General features: G+C 73.4%; 19 protein-coding genes. 8 read left to right on the plus strand and 11 right to left on the minus strand.

All coding sequences use genetic code 11. From position 1 onward, the window contains the following. Positions 1-59 precede the first annotated feature (59 nt). Positions 60-2,246, plus strand: coding sequence for a DUF4132 domain-containing protein (locus AB0881_RS15445; RefSeq protein WP_366617504.1), 2,187 nt, complete (start codon positions 60-62; stop codon positions 2,244-2,246). Then, positions 2,243-4,456, plus strand: coding sequence for a DUF4132 domain-containing protein (locus tag AB0881_RS15450; protein ID WP_366617505.1), 2,214 nt, complete (start codon positions 2,243-2,245; stop codon positions 4,454-4,456). The genes AB0881_RS15445 and AB0881_RS15450 overlap by 4 nt, the downstream gene beginning before the upstream one ends. 34 nt (positions 4,457-4,490) lie before the next feature. Here the strand turns inward: AB0881_RS15450 and AB0881_RS15455 are convergent, their stop codons facing one another. Further along, positions 4,491-5,675, minus strand: coding sequence for an FAD-dependent monooxygenase (locus tag AB0881_RS15455; RefSeq protein WP_366617506.1), 1,185 nt, complete (start codon positions 5,673-5,675; stop codon positions 4,491-4,493). 161 nt (positions 5,676-5,836) lie between these two features. Between AB0881_RS15455 and AB0881_RS15460 the strand changes: the two genes are divergently transcribed. Next, positions 5,837-6,226, plus strand: coding sequence for a DUF3592 domain-containing protein (locus tag AB0881_RS15460; protein ID WP_366617508.1), 390 nt, complete (start codon positions 5,837-5,839; stop codon positions 6,224-6,226). 812 nt (positions 6,227-7,038) lie between these two features. On the opposite strand, the gene AB0881_RS15465 is transcribed toward AB0881_RS15460, so the two are convergent. The 6 genes from AB0881_RS15465 to AB0881_RS15490 all read right to left on the minus strand — a co-directional run bounded on the left by AB0881_RS15465 (position 7,039) and on the right by AB0881_RS15490 (position 13,027). After that, on the minus strand, positions 7,039-8,475 hold the full coding sequence (locus AB0881_RS15465) for a M48 family metallopeptidase (protein WP_366617510.1): 1,437 nt from the start codon (positions 8,473-8,475) through the stop codon (positions 7,039-7,041). 117 nt (positions 8,476-8,592) lie between these two features. Then, the gene (locus tag AB0881_RS15470) at positions 8,593-9,309 is read right to left on the minus strand and encodes an ABC transporter permease (protein ID WP_366617512.1); all 717 of its coding nucleotides are present in this window, start codon (positions 9,307-9,309) and stop codon (positions 8,593-8,595) included. 7 nt (positions 9,310-9,316) lie between these two features. Then, complete coding sequence (locus AB0881_RS15475; protein ID WP_366617513.1) at positions 9,317-10,228, minus strand: ABC transporter ATP-binding protein; 912 nt, start codon at positions 10,226-10,228, stop codon at positions 9,317-9,319. Further along, a complete protein-coding gene (locus AB0881_RS15480) occupies positions 10,225-11,103 on the minus strand; it encodes an ABC transporter permease (protein WP_366617515.1) in 879 nt (292 codons plus the stop codon). Before AB0881_RS15480 ends, AB0881_RS15475 begins: the two co-directional genes overlap by 4 nt. A gap of 8 nt (positions 11,104-11,111) precedes the next feature. After that, positions 11,112-12,029 carry an ABC transporter ATP-binding protein gene (locus AB0881_RS15485; protein WP_366617517.1) on the minus strand — a complete coding sequence of 306 codons (918 nt, stop codon included), beginning with the start codon at positions 12,027-12,029 and terminating at the stop codon, positions 11,112-11,114. A 2-nt stretch (positions 12,030-12,031) separates the two neighbouring features. Next, positions 12,032-13,027 (minus strand): DUF389 domain-containing protein, encoded by a 996-nt coding sequence (locus tag AB0881_RS15490; RefSeq protein WP_366617518.1) that lies wholly within the window; start codon positions 13,025-13,027, stop codon positions 12,032-12,034. A 160-nt stretch (positions 13,028-13,187) separates the two neighbouring features. Here AB0881_RS15490 and AB0881_RS15495 point away from each other — a divergent pair, with 160 nt between their 5' ends. Beyond that, positions 13,188-13,871, plus strand: a complete 684-nt coding sequence (locus tag AB0881_RS15495; protein ID WP_366617520.1) for an HNH endonuclease family protein — start codon at positions 13,188-13,190, stop codon at positions 13,869-13,871. 23 nt (positions 13,872-13,894) lie between these two features. After that, complete coding sequence (locus AB0881_RS15500) at positions 13,895-14,233, plus strand: hypothetical protein (RefSeq protein WP_366617521.1); 339 nt, start codon at positions 13,895-13,897, stop codon at positions 14,231-14,233. A 24-nt stretch (positions 14,234-14,257) separates the two neighbouring features. Here the strand turns inward: AB0881_RS15500 and glmM are convergent, their stop codons facing one another. The 3 genes from glmM to rplM form a co-directional block, all read right to left on the minus strand. After that, on the minus strand, positions 14,258-15,601 hold the full coding sequence (glmM, locus tag AB0881_RS15505) for a phosphoglucosamine mutase (protein WP_366617522.1): 1,344 nt from the start codon (positions 15,599-15,601) through the stop codon (positions 14,258-14,260). 346 nt (positions 15,602-15,947) lie between these two features. Next, the gene (rpsI, locus tag AB0881_RS15510) at positions 15,948-16,469 is read right to left on the minus strand and encodes a 30S ribosomal protein S9 (RefSeq protein WP_366617524.1); all 522 of its coding nucleotides are present in this window, start codon (positions 16,467-16,469) and stop codon (positions 15,948-15,950) included. Positions 16,470-16,623: 154 nt separating this feature from the next. After that, complete coding sequence (gene rplM / locus AB0881_RS15515; protein WP_366617526.1) at positions 16,624-17,067, minus strand: 50S ribosomal protein L13; 444 nt, start codon at positions 17,065-17,067, stop codon at positions 16,624-16,626. An 829-nt stretch (positions 17,068-17,896) separates the two neighbouring features. Between rplM and AB0881_RS15520 the strand changes: the two genes are divergently transcribed. The 3 genes from AB0881_RS15520 to AB0881_RS15530 all read left to right on the plus strand — a co-directional run bounded on the left by AB0881_RS15520 (position 17,897) and on the right by AB0881_RS15530 (position 21,746). Next, on the plus strand, positions 17,897-18,691 hold the full coding sequence (locus AB0881_RS15520; protein ID WP_366617528.1) for a CAP domain-containing protein: 795 nt from the start codon (positions 17,897-17,899) through the stop codon (positions 18,689-18,691). A 142-nt stretch (positions 18,692-18,833) separates the two neighbouring features. Then, positions 18,834-19,892 (plus strand): hypothetical protein, encoded by a 1,059-nt coding sequence (locus AB0881_RS15525; RefSeq protein ID WP_366617530.1) that lies wholly within the window; start codon positions 18,834-18,836, stop codon positions 19,890-19,892. A gap of 24 nt (positions 19,893-19,916) precedes the next feature. Beyond that, positions 19,917-21,746: a hypothetical protein gene (locus AB0881_RS15530; protein WP_366617531.1), complete on the plus strand. Its 1,830-nt coding sequence runs from the start codon at positions 19,917-19,919 to the stop codon at positions 21,744-21,746. Between the two features lie 4 nt (positions 21,747-21,750). Here AB0881_RS15530 and truA read toward each other — a convergent pair whose 3' ends face one another. Continuing rightward, positions 21,751-22,656: a tRNA pseudouridine(38-40) synthase TruA gene (gene truA, locus AB0881_RS15535; RefSeq protein WP_366617533.1), complete on the minus strand. Its 906-nt coding sequence runs from the start codon at positions 22,654-22,656 to the stop codon at positions 21,751-21,753. Between the last annotated feature and the right edge of the window lie 63 nt (positions 22,657-22,719).

The raw sequence follows: 22,719 nt of genomic DNA on the forward strand, positions 1-22,719 counted from the left end.
CCCCTTCCAGGGGACATACCGACGCGAGATGTCGCCGGGCTGCCCTACCGTGGCCCGACATGGAGATCAACGACGCCCCGCTCGACGCGCTCCCCCCGCTGGTCGTCGAGCCCCCATGGGAATGGGAGCCGATCGTCCAGGAGGGACTGGCGGCGCCGCAGGTGCCCGTCTCGACGGCTTGGAACGACTACAGCCGGTCGAGGCTCTGGCAAGAGGCGTCCTCGCGGGGCCGCAAGGACGCCGACTGGGAGGCGGCGGCGGAGCGGTTTCGCAGCGGCCGGGCCCTGACCGACCTCACGCCCAAGGGCCGCGCCCCGCTGTACACGGGCCTGCTGCTCCACGGCCCGGAGCACCTCGCGCACGAACTGCTGGACGACCGCCGCTACTGGGACGAGTTCGCCGACGTCCAGGCGCTCGGCGGGATCGTCGTCCGCCACGATGTGAAGGCGTACCCCCTCACGATGCACGTCGCGGCCAAGGGAGATCCGGAGGCGGCCGCTCTCCTCATCTGGTTCCTGAGCGCGGACGTGGCGGAAGCGATGATCGCCGGGACGGCCGAGGACGCCGACCGCCGCCCCCTCAGGCTGAGCTGGGCCCGGACGCAGGGGGCCGCGGCCGTGCCGCTGCTGGTCCCGGACGCGCTCGGCCGGCCCGGCCCCCGGCGCGCTCGCGCCGAATCGATGCTCCGGGAGATCATCGAAGCGTTCGGTGTCGAGGCCGCCCGCCGGGAGGCGGAGCCGTTCGGTGCCGAGGCCGTCCGGGCCATGGAGCGGCTGCGCTTTCCCGCGGAGATGCCGCCGACCGGCGGGGACCGGGCCCCGGACCGGCTGCCGCGGATCCTGCTGCGCGGCCGCGGCGCGGCCCTGCCCGCGTTCGCGACCCGGCACTTCACCGCGCTGCTGCTGCTGTCCCGGCCCGGCCGTCCGCACTCGTTCGTCGACGAGATCATCGAGATCTGCGACCCGGACTCGCTCGCGGAGTTCGCGTGGGGCCTGTGCCTCGCCACCGAGCCGAACCGGTACCACTGGATGCCCGACGGCGTCCTGTACGCGCTGGGCCGTCTCGGCGACGACGGGACCGCCCGCCGCCTCCGCGAGGCGATCAACCGGTGGGAGTACTGGTGGCCCGGCGGGCAGGCGGCGCGGAACGCCCTGGGGGTCTTCGTCGCCATCGGCACGGACGCCGCGCTCCGCACGCTGCACCGGATCGTGGAGGAGTCGCATCCGGCCAAGCACGTCCGGGAGTACGGGGAGTACACGCTGTACCTCGCCGCCAAGGAGCGCGGCCTGACCGTTCCCCGGCTGATCGACCGGCTCGTTCCCGACTTCGGGCTGGACGCCGAGGGCGGCATGGACCTCGACTACGGGCCGCGGACGTTCCGCGTCGGCTTCGACGAGCGGCTCGTCCCGTACGTCGTCGATCCCGCCGGCCGGCACCGCAAGTCGCTGCCCAAGCCCGGCCCCAAGGACGACCCCGCGCTCGCCGGCCCGGCCCATGAGCGCTTCGCGGAGCTGAAGAAGGGCGTCCGGGACGTCGCCGCCAAGCAGCGCGAGCGGCTGCACGAGGCGATGCTGTCCGGGCGTGAGTGGCCGCTGGAGGAGTTCCGCGCCCTGTACGTGGAGCATCCGCTGCTGCGGGAGCTCGCGCGGCGCCTGGTGTGGAGCGCCCGGCAGGACGGGACCGCCACCGCGTTCCGGATCGCCGAGGACCGCACGTTCGCCGACGTCGACGACAAGGAGTTCGTCCCGTCCCCCGAGGCGCGGATCGCGCTCCCGCACCCGATCCTGCTGGGAAGCGCGCTGGAGGCGTGGGGGGAGGTGTTCGCCGACTACGAGATCGCGCAGCCGTTCCCGCAGCTCGACCGGCCCGTCCACCGCGTCGCCGAGGCGGACCGCGCGAGCCTGCGGGTGCCCGGCTTCGACGGCGTCGACGTGCCGAACGCCGACCTCAACCGGCTCGCCCGGGGCGCCTGGAGCCTGCGGACGGCGCCCGGCGACTACCGCAAGCGGGCCCTGCTCACGTACCCGGCCGGCGGCGGCACGCGGGTGGAGGTCCGGTTCCAGCCGGGCATCGGCACCGGCCGGTCCGCCCCGGACGCCCTGCAGCGGATCACCATGGTCGAGTACGTCCGGAACGGCGACAGCCGCATCGACCGGGAGCCGCTGCCCCTCGGCGGGCTGGACGCGGTGGTCGCCTCCGAGTTCCTCGCCGACCTCACCGAACTCACCAGGAGGCAGGAGAAATGACGGAGACCCCCGCCCGCGTCGAGGAAGCCGCCGAGAGCTCCCTCCCCGACATCCTCGTCGCCCCGCCCTGGACCCGCGAGAAGCACGGCGCGGAACCGGCCGTCCTCAAGCTGAAGGCCCCCAAGGAGCCGCCCGCCCTGCACTGGGCGCCGGGCACCCGGGAGAAGTGGCGGGAGGCCGGCGACGGTTCCGGCTGGGTGCGCCTGCCCGAGGACACCGACTGGGACGCGGTCGCCGAGACCTTCGCCGGCGGCGCGGCGGCGGACCTCGACGCCAAGGAGCGCAGGACGCGCGCGGTCGCGCTGATCATGCAGGCGCCGCCGGAGTACGGCGAGCGCCTGCTGGCCGACGAGCGCTACTGGGACGACATCGGCGCCGGCAACTCGCTCTGCCAGGGCATCGCGGCCCGGCACGGCCTCGCGGCCCACGCGTTCCTGGTGCACAAGGCCACGGCGAACCGCCTCTTCTACTGGCTGGACCCGTACCTGAGCACGGACGTCGCCCAGATCATGATCAAGCACTTCGACGCCTACCCGAACCGCGACCGCGCGGTGATCTGGTACAGGCTGCATGGACGGGCCGCCGCGCGGCTGACCGTACCGGACGCGCTGCGCAAGCCCGGCCCCAAGCGCACCCGCGCCGAGGAGGCGCTGCGCCTGGTCGCGCAGACGCACGGCCACGACGCCATCGTGGCGGCCGCCGCCGAGTACGGCGAGGAGGCCGAACGGGCGATCGCGGCCCTGCGGACCGACCCGCTGGACCTGTACCCCGACCCGCTCCCGGAGCTGCCCGAGTCGCTCGACCCCGCGAACCTGCCGCAGCTGCTGCTGCGCGGGCGCGAAGAAGCGCTGCCGGAGTCCGCCACCCGGAACTTCATCATGATGCTCGCGATCTGCGAGGGGCCCTACAAGCCCCCGTACCCCGGCGTCCCGCCGCTGGCCGGGCTGTTCGACCCCGCCTCGCTCGCCGAGTTCGTGTGGGCCCTCCGCGAGAACGACTCCTTCCGGGGCAAATGGGCGCGGCCCGGATTCCAGTACGCCATCGCGGAGTTCGGCGACGACGCGACCGCCGACCGCCTCGCGCCGATCGTCGCCCGGTGGTCGAAGGCGTACGTCTGGGACATGGGCGGTACCAGCGCGCTGCGGCTGTTCTCCCGCCTCGGCACCGACACGGCGCTGCGCCACCTGGACCGGCTCGCGAAGAAGGCCGCGGACCAGGCGCGGATCCGGCCGGACGCCCAGCGGGTCCTCAACCGCGTCGCCGAGGAGCGCGGGCTCACCCGCGAGCAGCTCGGCGACCGTCTCGTCCCCGACTTCGGGCTGGACGCCGAAGGCGGCATGACGCTCGACTACGGGCACCGCACGTTCCGCGTCGGCTTCGACGAGCAGCTCAAGCCGTACGTGACCGACGGGGACGGCAAGGCCCGCAAGACGCTGCCCAAACCCGGCGTCCGGGACGACGGCACGCTCGCGCCCGCCGCGTACAAGCGGTTCGCCGACCTCAAGAAGGAGGTCAGGACCGTCGCCGCCGACCAGCTCAAGCGGCTGGAGAAGGCCATGGTGTCCGGGCGCGGCTGGACGGCGGAGGAGTTCGCCTCCCTCTTCGTCCGCCACCCCCTGATGTGGCACATCGCCCGCCGGCTGGTCTGGAGCGCCGGGACGGCCACGTTCCGCATCGCCGAGGACCGGACGCTCGCGGACGCCGCCGACGAGGCGTTCACCCTCCCCGCCGACGCCCGCGTCACCCTGCCGCACCCGCTGAACCTGTCCGCCGAGGATCTGAAGACCTGGTCGGACGTGCTCGCCGACTACGAGATCGTCCAGCCGTTCCCGCAGCTCGGCCGCCCCGTGTTCACCCTCGCCGACGAGGAGGCGAAGGCCGAGCGGCTCACCCGCTTCGAGGGCCTGACCGTCCACTTCGGGCGGATCATGGGGCTGACGGGCCGCGGCTGGGAACTGGGGCAGACCGAGGACGGCGGCTTCCGCCGGCAGGCCCTCCTCCAGGTCACCGAGGACCGGTGGGTAGAGATCGGCTTCAGCCCCGGCATCCGGGTGATCGCCCCCGACGAGTACCCCGACCAGGACATCCGCTGGGTCGTCCTCGGCGAGCGCCGCCACGGCCGGGGCCTGGCGTTCGGGTCCCTCGACCCGGCGGCCGCCTCGGAGGTCCTCGCCGAACTCGACCGCCTCACCGAGGCCGCCCGGAGCTGACGGAAGGGGCCGCCGTCCCCGGCGGCCCCTTCCGTCAGTAGTCCTTGATCGCGTACGAGCCCACGACCGCGGCGAACTCCTCGATACCCGTCTCGGCCAGCGCCTCGGCCGCCTCCGCGTCCCCCGCCGCCTCCTCCGCGAGCTGCGCCCGGCGCGCCTTCATGTTCTCGACCGCGATCCGCTGGTTCGCGCCCGCGTACCCCCGCAGCTCGCTCTCGTACGCCGCGAACGCCCGCACATGGTCGCCGCCGGCCGCCTTCAGCTCGCCCGCCAGGACGTACGCGCCGACCATCGCCATGCTCGTGCCCTGCCCCGACAGCGGGGACCCGCAGTACCCGGCGTCGCCCAGCAGCACCACCCGTCCCTTCGACCAGGAGTCGAGCCGGACCTGCGCCGCCGGGTCGAAGTGGAAGTCCGGCGCCGTCCACATGTGCTCCAGCAGCGCCGGCATCACCCAGCTGTCGCCCGCCAGCTCCCGCGCCACCAGCTTCTTCTGCGCCTCGATGTCGCGGTGGTCGTACACCAGCGGCCCGTCCGGGTCGAACATCAGGTAGGCGCGCGCCTCGGTGCCGTTCCGGACGCTCATCACCATCCCGCCGCGCAGGCCGCCGCCCGGCATCTGGTGCATGATCTGCCAGCCGTCCAGCCCGAGGAAGTTGGGGACGCTGAAGACGGCCATGCACGTCCCGAGCTCCCGCAGCGCCACCGGCCCGAACGCCAGGCGGCGGGTGTTGGAGTGCAGCCCGTCCGCGCCCACGACCAGCCCGAACGACCGCTCCAACCCGCTGTCGAACGTCACCCGGACCCCGTCCGGGCCCTCCTCCAGCGCCGCGATCGAGTCGTCGAAGAGGTACTCGATCCGGTCCCCGGCCGCCGCCGCGATGATCCGCGCGAGGTCGTCCCGCAGGATCTCCACGTCCGGGCTCGCCAGATCGCCGCCGCTGACCGTCCGCTCCTCCGACCGGTAGACCTCGTTCCCCTCGGCGTCCACTACGGACATGCCGCGCATACCGGTGCCGTGGGCGCGCAGCTCGTCCAGGACGCCCATCCGCTCCGCCACGTCCAGCGCGGGCCCCCGCACATCGACCGCCTGCCCGCCGGGCCTGATGCCGTTCCACCGCTCCACCACGGTCACGTCGAAGCCGTACCGGTCCAGCCAGTACGCGAGAGCGGGTCCGCCGATGCCGGCGCCGGAGATGAGAATGCTCGTGTTCGTCATGCTCCGAGACTCGCCGCCCCCGCTGACGACCCCCTGACCACCCGCTGACGCCCCATGCCCAGCCGGCGGTCAGCCGCCCGGGGCCCGTCCGGCATGCCGGACTTCCTGTAGCCTGCCGCAGCCCGTCTTTCGATGGGCCGCGCAGACGACCGGGAGGTCTCGTGGACGAGCCGTCCTTCCTGCTGCTCGCCGCAGCCTGCTTCGTCCTGCCCGGGATCGTCCTGCTGGTCAGAGCCCGGCTGTTCCGCGCCCGCGCGGTACGCGTCCCCGGCCGCATCACCGACGTCCACTACATCCCGGGCGAGAACGGGCAGAGCGTCTGGGAGGCGACCGTCGAGTTCGTCACCGAGGACGGGCGGGAGATCACGACCAAGGGCGGCGACATCGGGACGCGGCGCCTGCGCAAGGGAAGCCCGGTCAAGGTCCACTACGACCCCAGGAAGCCCACCGTGGCCTACGTCGAAGGCACGGCGATGCGCGGCGGCTGGGTCGGCGGAATCCTCATCTGCTTCGGGCTCTGCCTGCTGCTCGCCTACGTCCTGTCCCTATAACGGTGGCCGGGGCCGGGCCGCGGAGGGGCTTCATTTCAGGGCCTGGCGGACGCGGGCGTACTCGTGGCGGTACGCCTCGCCGTCGTCGCCGAAGTACGACCAGGGGTGGTCGTCGCCGCGGCCGCCGCCCGCGGCGAACTGCTCGGCGGCGGCCGCGAAGTCGTTGGCCTGCGCGAACGCGAACGCGAAGACGTTGTGGAAGCGCATCCCGTCCGGGCCGGGGTTCCAGGCCGGTGAACGGACGGTGCGGTCGGCGGCGGCGCGCACCTCCGCCCGCGCGCCGGGGTGCTCGAAGTAGGCGTCGTGTTCCGCTTCGGTGTCGAGGGCGAACCAGGCCTCGATCTGCGCCTCGACGACCAGGGCGGCGATCGGGCTCCCGGCGGGCGCGGCCAGGGCGCGCTCGCGGGCGAAGTTGAACATCAGGGCGGTGGATCCGCCCCATTTGGGGGCGAGGCCTTGGAGCATCTGGGAGTGGGCCCGCATGTGCCAGGGGTGCCGTTCGATGACGTTCTTGAAGCGGCGCGCGAGTTCCTCCTTGCCGAGTTCCAGGCCGCGGGCGCAGGTCACCAGGTGCGCCCAGGGCTCGGGGTCGCCGGGGGCCAGTTCGGCGGCGCGCCGGAGGTCCTCGTCGGCGAGGGCGAGCCGTTCGTGGAAGCTCTGGAACTGCTCGCGGCTGGTGTGCTCGGCCTGGGCGCTGCCGCGCGCCTCCCAGGCCCACTTGACGCCGTGCGCGCCGCGGATCAGGTACGCCTCGGCGCACGGGTCGTCCGCCACCCAGGCGTCCAGCCAGGGTGGGCGGCCCGGCTGTTCCGCTATGACCTCGACGTAGAAGGCGCGCAGGTCCGGGTCGGTGGTCGTGGCGAGGAGGCGCCGGATGGTCGTGGACGAGTCGTCCGCCAGGAGCCGTTCTGCGGTCGGGTCGCCGAAGGTGACGTCAGACACGGGCGGCCTCCGCCAGTGAGGGCAGCGCACGGAGCGGGGCCGATGGCGGGAGGTCGAGTTCGGCGCGTACGGACGCGATCCCGTCCGGGCCGGTGAGTGCGCGGCCCGCCAGCTCGGCGACGGGCGTGCCCGGCCAGTCGAGGCGGGCCTGCTCCGTCCAGGAGGTCGTCCAGGTGCCGCCGTGGCGTTCGGCGATCTCGGCGGCCAGCAGCACCCGCAGCCGGCCCTCGGGCGAGCCGGACGGGCCGGCGAGTTCGGCGGCGCGGCCGGCGGCGAGGAGTTCGAGGGCCTGGTCCAGGCCCGGGCGAGGCGGGCGCGGGGGCCGCCTCGGCCTCGATGAGGCGGATCCGCTCGCCGATCGACGGGTGCGAGTCCCAGCGGCCGGTCTCCTCGGCGAGGACGGCGGCGCGGACCTCGGCCAGGACCTGCGCGGCGAAGAAGTCGCGGAAGCCGCCGTACAGGTCCTCGGGACGGTGGCCGCACCGCCACAGCGGGACGACGTACCGGTCGGCGAACGCGTCGAACGCGAGGTCGGCGACACCGATGGTCTCCAGCGCGCGGGCCGCGGCGGCCGGGCCCGCGATCCGTACGGAGGCGCGGTCGGCGGCGCGTTCCTGGGCGCGGGAGACGGCCATGGTGGAACGCGCGTACAGGCGGAAGTAGGCGCTGAAGAGGCGGACGAGGAGCTTCTGGACGGGCTTGTCCTTGCGCCGCAGGACCTCCACGGCCCGCATGATCGCGTGCTGGGCCCGGTACGCCAGCGGCCCGAGCCGGGTGTCGCCGCCGGAGATGTGGCCGAACTCGTGCGCCAGCACCGAGCGCAGCTCCGCACGGTCGAGCACGCTCATCAGCCCGATCCCGAGGCCGAGCACCACCTTGCCCCGGACCAGCCCGAGCACCTTGGAGTCCTGGTGGATGAACGCGGTCACGCCCGGCACCAGATGGATCTCGGCCGGGACGGGCGCGCCGGTCGCTGCGGCGAGGTCGCGGACCTCGGCCCACAGCCCCGGCTGCGACTCCGGCGTGGCGCGCACGCCCTCCGGTGCCTGGTGGCCGGGGATCCAGACGCTCCGCACGACGGCGTCGAACGTGACCACCGCGGCGCCGAACGCCACGCCCACCACGAACACGCTGCCCGTCGGCAGGTCCGCCTTCTCCAGGATGAGCAGCGCGACCACCAGGACGCAGAACGCGAGCAGCCCGGCGATCAGCGCGAACGCCAGGACGTAGAAGCCGATGAGGAGGGCCAGCGCCAGGCACGCCCGGAGGGCGAGATCGGGGGCGCGACCGCGGGGGCGGGACGACACGAGCGATGATTGTGGCGCGCTTCACGCCCGTCCGGAAGATCATTTACGATCACGAAAATCGTGACCGGCCGGTCAGGGCCATCGCGTCAACCGGGGCCCTGACCTGCGCGTCCGGGGCTACTCCGCGCTCGCCACCGACAGTGACCGGAGCCGTACGACGGCCAGCATCGCGGCGGCGAGGGTGGTGAGGGCCAGCAGCGGGAGCGCGACGCCGAGGGCGACCGTGGACGTCACGTACGAGGTCCCGGTCAGCGCGTCGGCGACCGAGACGGCCCACTGCTGGATGGAGGCCGACTTCGCGCCCGGCGCGAAGTTGCCCAGAAGCGACTCCCAGACCAGCGCGTACAGCAGGCCGATCGTCACGGCGTTGCGGCTGACGACCGCGAGGGCGACGAAGACCGCGCTGTACGCGATGCCGCCGGCGAGGACGCCCACCGTGAAGGCCGGGGTCATCATCTCGGTCGTCCCCGCCAGGATCAGCCCGGCCAGCAGCGTCGGCACCGCCGCGAACAGCGTGACCAGCACGATCGCCACGGCCAGCTTGGTCAGCACCACGACCTGCCGCGGGATCGGCTTGGTCAGCACGTACATGATCTGGCCGTCGTCGATCTCCGGGCCGATCACGCCGGTGCCCGCGATCAGCGCCAGCAGCGGCAGCAGCGTCGCGACCCCGAAGCGCTGCAGGACGTTCGCCGCGACCTCCAGGTCGTTCTCGCCGATCAGCCGCAGCGCGGCCGACAGCATGACCAGCGCCGCGGGCAGCAGCAGGAGCAGCAGCGCCCGCCGCCGGCCGAGCATCGACCGGAACGTGATCATCGCGATCGTCGCGTTCATGCCTGCATCACCGGGCCACCAGGTAGGAGAAGACGCTTTCGAGGGACTCGTCGGACGGGGAGACCTCCCAGAGGCGGACGTCCGCGTCGCGGGCGATGCGCGGGAGCACCAGGGTGAAGCGCTGGAAGTCGGTCGCCTCGACGCGCAGCCCCTTGTCGGTGAGCTCGACGCCGCGCGCCGAGCCGTCGGCGATGATCTCGGCGGCCAGCCGGCGGTCGTCGGTGGAGCGCACCAGGAACAGGTGCGGGCGGTCGGTCATCAGCCGGCGGATGCGGCGGTAGTCGCCGGACGCGGCGTGCCGGCCGGCCACGACCACCTCGATGTGCCCGGCGAGCCGCTCCACCTCTTCGAGGATGTGCGAGCTGAACAGGATCGTGCGGCCCTCGGCGGCCATCCTCCTGATGAGGTCCATCAGGTGGAGGCGCTGGCGCGGGTCCATGCCGTTGAACGGCTCGTCCAGGAGCAGTACGGGCGGGTCGTGTACCAGCGCCGAGGCCATCTTGATGCGCTGCTTCATGCCCTTGGAGTAGTTGCCGATGGCGCGGTCGGCCGCGTAGTGCATCTCGACCAGGCCGAGGGCGCGCTCGGCGGCGGCGCCGGGCTCGGGGAGCTTGTGCAGCTTGGCCATGGCGAGGATGAACTGGCGGCCGGTGAGGAAGTCGTACGCGGCCTCGCGCTCGGGAACGAGCCCCAGGCTGCGGTAGACGTCGGGGTTGTGCCAGATCGGCGCGCCGTCGAGCGTGACCGTCCCGGACGACGGCGGCAGGAAGCCGCCCATCATGTGGATGAGGGTCGACTTGCCGGCGCCGTTGGGCCCCAGCAGCCCGGTGACGCCGGGGCCGATCGTCATGGAGACGCCGTTGACGGCGACGACGTTCCCGTACCACCGGGACACCTGCTCCAGCCTCAGCTCGCTCATGAGAGCCCCGCCTTCCGGAAGCGCGCGTACAGGACCAGGACCGACCCGGCGACCAGGGCGGCGCACAGGCCCAGCGCGACCCCGCCGCCGAGGACGCCGGGCGCGATGGCGATCGACGAGCTCCGCGCGCCGAGCAGCCGCACCTGGACGATGTCGATGAGGTTGAACGGGGTGAACAGCCCCGCCCAGCCGGCCACGGCGAACTCGGTGCGCATCTCCGCCAGCCCCTGCACGATCGCGACGAACGCGGTGCTGAGCATGAAGACCGCGATGACGGCGGCCACCCCGAAGCCGCGGCGCGGCGTGAACGCGGCCACCACCAGCCCGATCGCGGCGAGGACCAGCGCGAACAGCGCGCAGCCGGCGAGCCCGGCGAGGTAGTCCAGCAGGTGCTCGCCCGACTTCGGGATCTTGGTGATCAGGCCGCCGAGGTACAGCACGGTGATCGGCGCCGCGGTCAGCGCGAACAGCGCGGTCGCCATCGCCGCCATCTTGGCCAGCACGAAGTCCAGATGCCCGACCGGCCGGGAGAAGTACAGCGGCACGACATGGAAGCGGATCTCCCGGGACGCCAGCACCGGCGCCTGGGTGGCCACGAAGATCGAGATGATGACCTGGAGCGTCGGCGCGTACGACGAGTAGCGCATCAGCATCTCCGGCTCCTTGGAGATCGCGAAGACCGCGACCGAGCCGGCGGCGGGCAGCAGCATGATCGCGCCCAGCAGGAACGGCATCACCTTGGCGCGGGCGGGCCGGCCGATGCCCCACGCCGCCCGCAGGTTGTGGACGTACAGCGACCGCAGCACGTACCCGCGGCCCGCACGGCGGCCCTCGTAGTTCCGGTAGCCGATGTCGTGGATCGTGCTCGTGCTCATGCTCGTGCTCATCGGACGACCCCCTGCGCCTCGTCGGCCGCGAAGACCTCTTCGATGCGGTGCCGGCGCTGCTCCATCCGGATCAGCCGCAGCCCGAGATCGGCGACACCGTCGCGGACGAGGTCGTACGTGGCCTCGCCCGCGATCTGGACGACCAGGAACCGGCCCTCGGGCTGGACGGCGGCGCCCGCCTCGTGCAGGAGCCGCCCGAGCTCGTCGCGGCCCTCCTCCACCTCGACGGTGAGGACCCCACTGGCGGCGGTGTACGCCTCGACCGCCTGCGACCGCAGCAACTTGCCGCCGTCGATGATGACGACGTGGTCGCAGACCCGTTCCAGCTCGCCGAGCAGGTGCGAGGTCACCAGGACGCTGATGCCGAACTCGGTGCCGATCCGCCGGATCAGGTCGAGCATCTCGTCGCGGCCGGCCGGGTCCAGGCCGTTGGTGGGCTCGTCCAGGAAGACCAGCTTCGGGTCGTGGACGAGGGCCTGCGCGAGCTTCACGCGCTGCCGCATGCCGGTGGAGTAGCCGCCCATGGGGCGGTAGCGCTCCTCGTACAGGCCCACGTGCCGCAGCGTGTCGGCGGCGCGTTCGCGGGCCGCGGTCGGCGGCAGCCCGCACATCCGCGCCATGTGGACGACGAACTCGGTGGCGGACACGTCGGGCGGCAGGCACTCGTACTCGGGCATGAACCCCACGCGCTCGCGGATCCGCTCCCCCTCGCGGGCGATGTCGAGCCCCAGCACGGCGGCGCGGCCGGAGGTCGGCGGCAGCAGCCCGAGCAGGATCTTGATGAGGGTCGACTTGCCGGCGCCGTTGGCCCCGACCAGCCCGACGACGCCCGGTTCCACGGCCACGGTGAGGGCGTCCAGCGCGGTCACCCTCGGGAACCTCATCGTGAGGCCTTCGGTGGCGATGATCGGCATGTTCACGAACCTAGCCCTTCGCCGGGCCCCGGGCGTCCCCCTGGAGGCCTACCACTCGGAGATGACCGTGCCTTCCCGCGCAGTACGTACGCCCAGATCCAGCGCTGGACGAGCAGCGTCAGCGTGCCGGCGATGATCATGCCGGCCAGGTTGAGGCCGAGCTGGAGCAGCGACCCGTCGATCTCGCTGCCGTGCCGCAGCGCCAGCGCCACCGCCAGGTTGCCCGCCGCGGGCACGGTGGTGACCGAGATGAACACCCCGACCAGCGCCGACGACTTCCCGGCGGTGAGCGACAGGACGCCGCCGGCGCCCGCCAGCAGCGCGACGATGAACGACCAGCGGTCCGGGCTGTAGATGAACGCGGTCATCGGCCGCGAGTCCGGCAGCCGGTCCAGCTCGATCACCCCGATCCACCGGCTGACCAGCGCGCACACGTAGGTGACCGCGATCGCGATGGCGAACCCGATGGTCAGCGTGCGCAGCGCGGCGCCGATGCGCCGCGCGTTCCCGTGCAGGATGCCGAAGCAGATCGCCGCGATCGCGCCGAACTCCGGGCCGAGCACCATCGCGCCGACCACCAGGATCGGCGAGTCGATCAGCGCGGCGATCCCGGCCAGCTGCGTCGCCAGCGCCAGGAACACCACGAACGACCAGGACAGCACGCTCTCGCCGGCCGTACGGCGGGCGAGCTCCTCCCAGACGACCGCGTCCTCGCCGTACCCGGGGGCGCGCTCCTCGGCCCGCTCGGCGGACGTCGACAGCGTCAGGTCGATCTGCTCGATCCCGATCCCGCCGTCGCGGTCGATGCCGAGCTCCCGCAGCGCGGCGATGATCTCGTTCGCCGACTCGCGGGCGATGTCGGCGGTGACCAGATCGCCCGCCGGGGACCGCGCGGCGCCCGGCACGACGACCACGTTGGTCGCGCCCGAGGAGTCGGCGAGGGCCGCGCAGGCCGCCTCCGTACGGTCGGCGGGCACGATCGCTCTCAGGTGCAGCACCCTCCACATCGTGCCGTATGGGCGGGTACGGCGGGGGCGCCGTCCACGGGGTGGCGGTCGAGACAGGAGAGGGTGACAGTGAGTAATTTTCGCGGTAGCCCCCGGCAAAGCGGGCATAAATGCTTCCGACATGGACGCAAAGTGATTGGACGGTTACGATATGGCGCGATCGCGCCGGACGATCCTCGGCCTCGGCCTCACCACCGCGCTCCTGGCCACCGGATGCAGCGCGGAGGTGGGCCTCTCGAACCCCTCCCCCTCGTCCTCGTCCTCGGGCCCCAAGTCCACGTCCACCGGCGGCGGCGACGCCCGGCAGGCCGAACGCGACCTCGCCCGGCTCCGCACCGCCGCCGAGGGATCGGGCGGCGGGTACGAGCGGGACCGCTTCGGCACCCGCTGGAAGGACATCGACCGCAACGGCTGCGACCAGCGCAACGACGTGCTGGCCCGCGACCTGGAGAGCATCCGCAGGCCCGGCGGCTGCGTCGTCCTCGGCGGGCTCCTGCACGACCCGTACAGCGGGAAGGACATCACCTTCAGCAAGTCGGACGCGGCCGAGGTGCAGATCGACCACGTCTACCCGCTCGCGCTCGCCTGGCGCATGGGCGCCGCCGGCTGGGACGAGGAGCGCCGCGAGCGCTTCGCCAACGACCACGCCAACCTGCTCGCCGTCTGGGGCGTGCCGAACCGGCAGAAGAGCGACAAGGGCCCCGGCGAATGGAAGCCGCAGAAGGCCTACCAGTGCACCTACGCCACCAAGTACGTCGCGGTCGCCGCGAAGTACTCGCTTCCCGTCACCGGCGCCGACCGTACCGCCCTCCAGGGCTTCCTGGAGCGCTGCTGATCGCCGCGGCATAGGCTGGCGCCATGAGCACCGAGCCGAACGAGCCGAACCAGCCCGACCTGCCGGACGAGAGCGCGCACGCCGCGCGGGAGCGGCCCCGCGTCCGTACCGAACGCGGGATCGGGGCCCGCGCCACCGGCGCCGAGGTGACCGGCGCCTCCGCCACCGGCCTCACCCTCCGCGCCGGCAACGCGTTCGGCTCGCTCGCCCTCGGCTCGATGGCGCTGGGCGCCCTGGCCGTCGGCGCCGTCGCGATCGGCAAGCTGGTCGTCAAGCGCGCCGTCGTCCAGCACCTGGAGGCCGGCACGGTCGAGATCAAGCACCTCAAGGTCGGCAAGCTGGAGATCAGCGACGCCGGCTGACGGCGGAACGGCCGCCCCGCGCGGTCAGCCCAGAGCCGTCCGGACGACCCCGGCGAGCCGGTCGGCGATCTGCTGGGCCCGCGCCTCGGAGGCCGCCTCGACCATCACGCGGACCATGGGCTCGGTACCGCTCGGGCGGAGCAGGACGCGGCCGGTGTCGCCCAGCTCGGCCTCGGCCTCGGCGACGGCCGCGGTCAGCTCCGGGGCGGTGTGGGCGCGCGACTTGTCCACGCCCTTGACGTTCACGAGCACCTGCGGCAGCCGCGTCATCACCTTGGCCAGCTCGTCCAGCGGCCGGCCGCGGCGGGCCATCGCGGCCAGCAGGTGCAGGCCGGTCAGCACGCCGTCGCCGGTGGTGGCGTGCTCCAGCATGATGACGTGGCCGGACTGCTCCCCGCCGAACCCGAAGCCGCCCTCCTTCATGGCCTCCAGCACGTAGCGGTCGCCGACGGCGGTCTCCACGACGGTGACACCGGCCTCGCGCAGGGCGTTCTTGAACCCGAGGTTCGACATCACGGTCGCGACCACCGTGTCGGCCGGCAGCCGGCCGGACTCGCGCAGCTCCAGCGCCAGGATCGCCATGATCTGGTCGCCGTCGATCGGCTCGCCGCTCGCGGTGACCGCGAGGCAGCGGTCGGCGTCGCCGTCGTTGGCGATGCCCGCGTCCGCGCCGTGCTCCCGGACGGCCCGCTGCAGCGCCTCCAGATGGGTCGAGCCGCAACCGGAGTTGATGTTGAGGCCGTCGGGGGCCGCGCCGATCGTGATCACCTCGGCGCCCGCGCGGCGCAGCGCCTCGGGCGCCACGTCGGAGGACGCGCCGTTCGCGCAGTCGACCACGACGCGCAGGCCGTCCAGCGACACCGGAACGGTCGAGACCAGGTGCGCCACGTACTGCTCGACCGCGCCGTACGCGTCGCGGACGCGGCCCACGGAGGCGCCGGTCGGCGGGTCCCAGTCCTGGCCGAGGGCGGCCTCGATCCGGTCCTCGATCTCGTCCGGCAGCTTGTGGCCGCTGCGGTCGAAGAACTTGATGCCGTTGTCGGGCGCCGGGTTGTGCGAGGCCGACAGCATCACGCCGAGGTCGGCCGTCAGCGTGTGGGTCAGGTACGCGACCGCCGGCGTCGGCAGCACCCCGAGGCGCAGCACCTCGACGCCCGCGCTGGCGAGCCCGGCCACCACCGCGGCCTCCAGGAACTCGCCCGAGGCGCGCGGATCCCGGCCCACCACGGCCAGCGGGCGGTGCCCCTGGAACGCTCCCGCCTCGCCCAGCACGCGCGCCGCGGCGACGGACAGGTCCATCGCCAGCGGTGCGGTCAGATCGCGGTTGGCGAGCCCGCGTACGCCATCGGTCCCGAAGAGACGACCCACAGTTCAACTCCCGATAAGGCAAAAGACCGCGGGACGCGGCCGGGGCCGGCGCCCCGCCCGCTCCACACGGTCGAATCTAGTGCGCATGCCCCGCGCGCTTCCGGCGGCACCGCACGGCGCGCCCGGATTGCGGCACGTAAGCCATGACGTCCATCAAAGCAGCCGAAGGGCTGGATCGTCCCGAGGAATCCCCATCCGGCCGTCCGGATGGGGCCGCGAGGACACCCGCGGGGCCCGGAGAAACGGACGAGCCGCCGCACCCGTGCCGCCGACCATGAGGGTCGGCCGCGAGATCGTTCCGGGGGTGCGGCGGCTCGTGCCTGCGATCAACGTCTGGAGAGGCCGATCAGCGCTTGCTGTACTGCGGAGCCTTACGGGCCTTCTTGAGACCGGCCTTCTTGCGCTCGGTCGCCCGCGCGTCACGGGTGAGGAAGCCCGCCTTCTTCAGCGCCGGGCGGTGCTCGATGTTGGCGAACTGCAGCGCCCGGGAGATCCCGAGGCGCAGCGCGCCGGCCTGGCCGGTGGTGCCACCGCCGTTGACCCGCGCCAGCACGTCGAACTGGCCCTCCAGGCCCAGCAGCACGAACGGCTCGTTCACGATCTGCTGGTGGACCTTGTTGGGGAAGTACTGGTCGAGGGACCGGCCGTTGATGGTCCAGTTGCCCGAACCGGGGACGATCCGGACCCGCGCGATGGCCTCCTTGCGGCGGCCGGTGCCGGCGGCCGGGCCGGTCGCGACCGGCTGCGCGAGGAAGCCCTCGCCGGCGGCCTCGGGGGACTCGGTGCTGTACTCCGACGGGGCGTCTTCGTACGAGTCGAGCTCGGCGCCGCCTTCGGCGGTCGTCTCGGTGTCGAAGGACTCGTCCACGGTTCTCCTAGGGTCTTCTGGCCAGGGCGGCGGGCCCGCGCGTTCATCGCTCCGGGTGCCCCGGCGGCCACAGGTCTGGGGCGCGTACGGGTTCGTACGGCTTGAGGGTGGTGCTGGTCGTGCTCGTGGTGCTGGGTGGTGCTCGTGCGCCGCGCTACTGCTTGATCTGGGTGATCTCGAACGGAACGGGCTTCTGCGCCTGGTGCGGGTGGTCCGGACCGGCGTAGACCTTCACCTTGCCGAACATCTTCCGGCCGAGGGAGTTCTTGGGCAGCATGCCCTTGATCGCCTTCTCGACGGCCCGCTCGGGGTGCTTCTCCAGCAGGTCGGCGTAGGACACCGAGCGGAGACCGCCCGGGTAGCCGGAGTGCCGGTAGGCCCGCTTCTGCTCGAGCTTGTTGCCGGACAGCGCCACCTTGTCGGCGTTCACGATGACGACGAAGTCACCGGTGTCGAGGTGCGGCGCGTAGATCGGCTTGTGCTTACCCCGAAGCAGCTGCGCGACCTGGCTTGCGAGGCGGCCCAGCACGACATCGGTCGCGTCGATGACATGCCACTGACGCTGTACGTCAGCAGGCTTTGGGGTGTACGTGCGCACGGTCGTAGGCCTTCGTTTCTTGTCGACTTCTCAGCGGATTCCTGCTCGCGCCGATCAGAGGCTGATCCGACCTGGCGCTCCGGGAGGCCGGGACCCGATCACGCGTCCCGATCACGCGGGACGGCGCTGCGAGTGCACCGGCGGTTGCGGCCGGTGCCCTTCCCGAAGGACAGGCGTCACCGCATACAGCGAATAGGTAGGATACCCAGCGCCGAGGGTGCCGGTCAAAGCGGGGCCTCGCGGAAGGCCCGGCGGAGAGCGGTGTGCCGGGTCACCGTGCCGACCGTACCCGGCCCCTGGATTTGGCCGGTAACAAGGACTTGAGGGCCTTTATAGGGATAAGGTGCGGGCCGACCGGTCTCTGACGACGGCCGTCACCGTCCAGCCCCCGGGAGGCCCGCCGATGCCCCGTAGTTCCGGCCGACCCGCCGACCCCGGACGTTCCGGAGGGAACGGCGCATCCGGACCCGCCGTCCCGCCAGGACCTCCCCCCGGCTCCGCGCCAGGGCAGACCGGACGGTACGGCAGGCGGGGCGCGCCGGCACCCGGCGAGGCCCGCCTGGTCGCAGGACGCGGCCTCACGCCCGAACGGCCCCCCGCACCCCCCGCACCGCCGGCACCCGCGGCGCCCGCCGGCCAGGAGGGCGACTGGTTCTCCCGGCCGAGCCGCCCCCGCCCAGAAGAGCCGATCATCGCCGCGTCCCCGAGCGCAGGCCCGCCGACCCCTTCGCCTTCGCCCGCCGCGCCCGCGGCACCGGTCTCGCCTGCCGGTACGAGCGCGGGTGGCGGCGGCGACCGGCCGGTCCGGGTCGAGTTCGCCGGTCCGCCGATGCCTCCCCGCCGCTCCGCACCGCCCGGCTCTCCGGGGCCCGGCCGCCGCGGGCCCGGGTCGCGGCGCAAGCGCGGCACGTCCAAGGCGACCGTCCTCGCGGTGCTGGGCGTCGCGGTCCTGGCCGTCGGCACGGGCGTCGCGATCGACCGGCTCGTCCTGCCCGAGACGCGGTCGGAGCCCCTCGCCGCGTCCAAGCGGACCCCGCAGGCGGACATGCCGGCGCCCGGTACCGACCTCGACCGGCAGCGGAGCGCCGGCGGCGCCACCCCGCCCGCCGCGCCGAGCGAGAGCGCCCCGCCGCTCAAGGTGCTGCCCAAGCGGGACACCGAGCCCTCCCCGAGCCCGGACACCTCCGAGTCGTCCTCCCCGGACGGCTCCAAGCCCGACCGCGGGACCGCGCCGGCGCCCGGCTCGTCGGTCACCGAGACCGCCGTGGCGCTTCTCACCAACAAGGAGCGGGCGGCGAAGGGCTGCGCGCCGCTGCGCATCGACACCCGCCTGGTGAGGTCGGCCCGCGCGCACTCCCGGGACATGGCCGCCAACGACTACTTCTCCCACACGTCCAAGAACGGCGACAGCCCCTGGAAGCGGATGGAGGACGCCGGTTACCCGAGCCCCGGCGCGGAGAACATCGCCAAGGGCTACCCCACCGCCGAGGCCGTGGTGGAGGGCTGGATGAACAGCCCCGGGCACCGCGCGAACATCCTCAACTGCGATCTGCGCGCGATCGGCGTCGGGATGGCGGCGGGCGGCGGCGGTCCGTACTGGACGCAGAACTTCGGCTGGAAATAGGACCATTCCGCACGGTAGGCGACCTGGCGAAACCGGCGGCGGCCCGTTCGGCCCCATGTCATGGTGGGTGTTCGAACCGACCGGAACAGGGGCCGCGAGCATCGGTCCAGAGCCAGGATGAAGGAACGGTAAGGTCCAAGCCATGGGTTATCCGGGCGATCAAGGCAAACCCGGCGGCTGGCCTCCCGAGCAGCCGCCGCACGCCCCGTACGGAGAAGAGCGGCAGGGCGACGACCCCTTCGCGCCGCGCGGCGACGACGCGTTCGCCCCCCGCGGGGACGACCCCTACGGCGCGCCGCCGGGCGACCACTTCGGCGCTCCGGGAGCCGGCGACCAGTTCGGTCCGGGCCCGGGCGACCGGTTCGCCTCCGGCCCCGGCGACCACTTCGGCCCGGGCGGTCCCGGCGGGGACTTCGGCGACGGGTACGGCCCCGGCCCCGGCGGCCCCACGCCCCCGCGCAAGAAGCGCAACCTCCCGCTGATCATCGGCGCCGCGGCGGTGGCCGGGCTGGTGCTGGTCGGCGGCGGAATCGGGCTGTCCTCGCTCCTCAAGGACGACGAGTCCAAGGCCGGTACGGCGGGCAACGACCAGGCCGCCGCGACGCGCAAGCCGACGGCGGCGCCGTCCCCGACGCAGCCCGTGCTGGAGCCGGTCAAGCTGAAGAGCCGGACCACCGACCCCAGCCCGCTGACGCTCAAGGAGGCGTTCGGCAAGTCCAAGTTCAAGGCCGGCGGCGAGAACTTCGTGCGGACCGGCTGGCACGCCAGGCGCGACTGCACCAAGACCGTGAACGGGAGCAGGCTCGTCTCCGCGGTCAAGAAGGGCGGCTGCACGCAGGCGCTGCGGGCCACCTACGCCCGCGGCGACAAGGTGCTCGTCGGCACGGTCGGGGTGCTCAACCTCAAGACCGAGGCGGCCGCCCAGGCCGCCCAGAAGGCCGCGGTCGCCAAGGACGCGTTCCTGGAGCCGCTGGCCGGGAGCGGCGCCAGCAAGACCATCGGCAAGGGCGAGGCCCTCGGCACCGCGCAGGCGCAGGGCCACTACCTGGTGATGACCTGGGTACAGCGGCCGGACGGCAAGAAGATCCCCGAGAAGTACCACAAGACCGTCTCCGCCTTCGGGCAGCAGCTCATCAAGGGCAGCAATCTGAGCTTCGCCCTGCATTACCGGGAAACCGAAGGAAAGCCCTTCTCCAACTGATCTGGATGAATACCTTTCTTGGCTATGTCTGGACCTAACGAGGCCCCGGAGCGGGCCGGGGACGACGGGACCGAACCCGTCCCCCACCCGGCCCCGCCCAGTTTCGGCAACGCGGACGATCCCGCGGCCGGCGACGCGGGCGCGCCCGCCGAGCTCCGGCTGCCCATCGGCCTGCAGAAGCCCTGGTGGGCCTCCTCCCCCGAAGCGTCCGCCGAAGCCGACACCGACCCCGAAGCCGAGCCGGAGCCCGAGGGCGCGGACGAGGTCGTCTTCGGCGAGCGCGCGAAGCCCGCGGAACCGGCCGCCCCTCCCGGCACGCTGGTGGCCGGGCACGGCGCCCCGAAGATCGACACACGTGGCGCCGTCCCCGCCGAGCCGGTGATCCCGACGTCCGCCCCGTCGTTCCCCGACACCGACCCGGACGGCATCCCGGTCATGCGACCGGACGAGCCCGCCGCCGAGACGCTCCCGGAACCCCCCGCGCCACCGTCTCCCGAGACGCGGCCTGAAACGACGTCCAAGGCCGAGCCCGCACCGGCACCCGAGGCGACCCCCGAAGCCGAAGCAGCCCCCGCATCTGACGCGAAGCACGAGGCCAAGGCCACCGAGCCCGGCCCGAGCACGGAGCCCGAGGCCACGCCAGGGGCGGAGTCCTGGTCTGGGGCTCGGCGCGAGGCCTACGCCACCGAGCCCGGCCCGGCATTGGAACCCGAGGCGGAGCCGGAGGCCCAGCGCGAGGTTGGAACTCGGCGTGAGGCCAAGGGCGGCGAGTCCGGCCCCGGAGCGGAGTCTGAGGGCGAGCGGACGGGGCGCGAGGCCGCCGTGGCGCCCGTACCGGCGCCTCGGGTCGAACCCGAAACCGCAGGCGGTGCGGCCGCTGGGGCGGAGCCGCAGCCCCGGGCGGGGAGCGAGACGGCGGGTGCGCCGGTGTTGCGGCCGGAGGTCGTGGGGCCGGCGAGCGCCCAGGAGACACGGCCGCAGCCGGTCGTGCCGGAAGGCCCGGCTCCCACGGTGATCACGCCGGTCTACCACGCCGAGGGCGGCGTCCCGGTCGAGGGCGGGCAGAGCCCGTTCAACGCCGGTCCGCTCGGGCCGGGCGCGCCGGGCACTCCCGGCAAGGCCGGCGGCGGGCGCGGGCGCAAGCCGCTGCTGATCGGCGGCGGCGTGGTCGCGGCGGCCGTCGTCGCCATCGCGGCCTTCGCGTTCGCGGGCGGCGACTCCGACAGCAAGGGCCGTACCGCCAAGGCGGTCGAGTCCTCCGGTACGAAGACCGCCCCGGCGCAGTCCCAGGCCCCCGCCCCCGGCGCCTCGCCCACCGCCGACGGCGGTCCGCCGTCCACCATCGACAGCGCGCGCACCGACGCCAAGCCGCTGGCGCTCACCGAGGCGTTCCCGAACTCGCGGATCGCGCTCGGCGGCCGCGACTACGTCCGCGACCGCGCCTCGGTCAACCACCAGTGCGCGCTCACCGCGCGCGGCGCCATGGCCAAGGCGCTCACCACCGGACGCTGCAGCAGCGTCGTCCGCGTCACGTTCCTGGACAGGGAGCGCTCCCTCGCCGTCACCTCGGGCATCGCCGTCCTCCCCACCAAGGCGGGCGCGCTCAAGGCCAACGGCGCCGGCGACCCCAGCCGGTACGAGTGGTTCCGCGGCATGGCCGGCGAGCGGACGAAGAACATCGACCGCGCGGGCGGCTACGCGGCCAGCACCGTGCGCGGCCGCTACATCGCCTACGCGTACGCCACGTACGCCGACGGCAGGCAGCCCAAGCCCGCCGACCCGACGCTGAAGTCGGTCGCCGAGCAGTTCGTGGGGTACGCGCTGCGTCCCGTCGACGCCCGCGCCCGCGGCTGACGCGCTAGGAGGGCGAGGACGCGGCGCCGCCGGGGTTGAGCGTCCGGACGCGCCGCGTCTCCTGCGCGCGCCGCGCGAGGTCCTCGGCCTGCGGGTAGCGGATCTCCTCCAGCGAGAGGCCGTGCGCGGGCGCGACGTTCACGGCCGAGTCGCGGGTCCGGGCGGCGAGCACCTTCGCGGGCCACTCCACGTCCCGCCGGCCGTCGCCGACCACCAGCATGGCGCCGACGAGCGCGCGCACCATCGAGTGGCAGAACGCGTCCGCCTCGACCGTCGCGACCGCCACGCCGCGCTGGGGGGCCGCGGAGCGCAGCACGCGGCCCTCGGTGCGGTCCTTGACCCCGTACGGGTCCTCGCGGTGCCAGTCGAAGCGCAGCAGCTCGCGGATCGTCGTCGCGCCCTCGCGCTTGCGGCAGTACGCGGCGAAGTCGTGCTCGCCGACCAGCAGCGCGGCGGCGGCGTTCATCCGGTCCAGGTCCAGGGGCCGCGGGTGCCACAGGACGTCGTGGCGGCGCAGCGGGTCCACGCCCACCGGGTCGTCGCAGACGCTGTAGGCGTAGCGCCGCGACAGCGCCGAGAACCGCGCGTCGAAGCCCTCGGGCGCCACCGACACCCGCCACACGCGCACGTCCGGGGGCAGCAGGCCCGCCAGCCGGCGCGGCATGGTGCCGTTCACCATCGAGTACGAGGCGGCCGGCACGACCAGGTGCGCGACCTGGCCGCGCGCGTGCACGCCCGCGTCCGTACGGCCCGCCACGGTCAGTACCGGGGCCGGGTCCAGCCGCAGCAGCCGGGCCAGCGCGTCCTCGATGACGCCCTGCACGGTGCGCTGGTTCGGCTGGCGCGCCCAGCCCGCGAAGCCCGAACCGTCGTACCCGATGTCGAGCCTGAGTCGTACCAAAGCGGTCATGTCAGAGCTTCTCTCCCTCGCGGCGCCCACGCCCCGGCGCGCTGGCGGACAACCGACGACCCC

Source organism: Spirillospora sp. NPDC029432, assembly GCF_040703975.1.
Classification (GTDB): domain Bacteria; phylum Actinomycetota; class Actinomycetes; order Streptosporangiales; family Streptosporangiaceae; genus Spirillospora.

Bases quoted from the DNA above. Each gene is read 5' to 3' on its own strand.
- AB0881_RS15445 (WP_366617504.1), top strand. From the start codon at position 60: ATGGAGATCAACGACGCCCCGCTCGACGCGCTCCCCCCGCTGGTCGTC.
- AB0881_RS15530 (WP_366617531.1), top strand. From the start codon at position 19,917: ATGTCTGGACCTAACGAGGCCCCGGAGCGGGCCGGGGACGACGGGACC.
- AB0881_RS15485 (WP_366617517.1), bottom strand. From the start codon at position 12,029: ATGCCGATCATCGCCACCGAAGGCCTCACGATGAGGTTCCCGAGGGTG.
- AB0881_RS15470 (WP_366617512.1), bottom strand. From the start codon at position 9,309: ATGAACGCGACGATCGCGATGATCACGTTCCGGTCGATGCTCGGCCGG.
- AB0881_RS15455 (WP_366617506.1), bottom strand. From the start codon at position 5,675: ATGACGAACACGAGCATTCTCATCTCCGGCGCCGGCATCGGCGGACCC.
- AB0881_RS15475 (WP_366617513.1), bottom strand. From the start codon at position 10,228: ATGAGCGAGCTGAGGCTGGAGCAGGTGTCCCGGTGGTACGGGAACGTC.
- AB0881_RS15495 (WP_366617520.1), top strand. From the start codon at position 13,188: ATGGCGCGATCGCGCCGGACGATCCTCGGCCTCGGCCTCACCACCGCG.
- AB0881_RS15480 (WP_366617515.1), bottom strand. From the start codon at position 11,103: ATGAGCACGAGCACGATCCACGACATCGGCTACCGGAACTACGAGGGC.
- AB0881_RS15525 (WP_366617530.1), top strand. From the start codon at position 18,834: ATGGGTTATCCGGGCGATCAAGGCAAACCCGGCGGCTGGCCTCCCGAG.
- AB0881_RS15520 (WP_366617528.1), top strand. From the start codon at position 17,897: ATGCCTCCCCGCCGCTCCGCACCGCCCGGCTCTCCGGGGCCCGGCCGC.
- AB0881_RS15500 (WP_366617521.1), top strand. From the start codon at position 13,895: ATGAGCACCGAGCCGAACGAGCCGAACCAGCCCGACCTGCCGGACGAG.
- truA (WP_366617533.1), bottom strand. From the start codon at position 22,656: ATGACCGCTTTGGTACGACTCAGGCTCGACATCGGGTACGACGGTTCG.
- AB0881_RS15450 (WP_366617505.1), top strand. From the start codon at position 2,243: ATGACGGAGACCCCCGCCCGCGTCGAGGAAGCCGCCGAGAGCTCCCTC.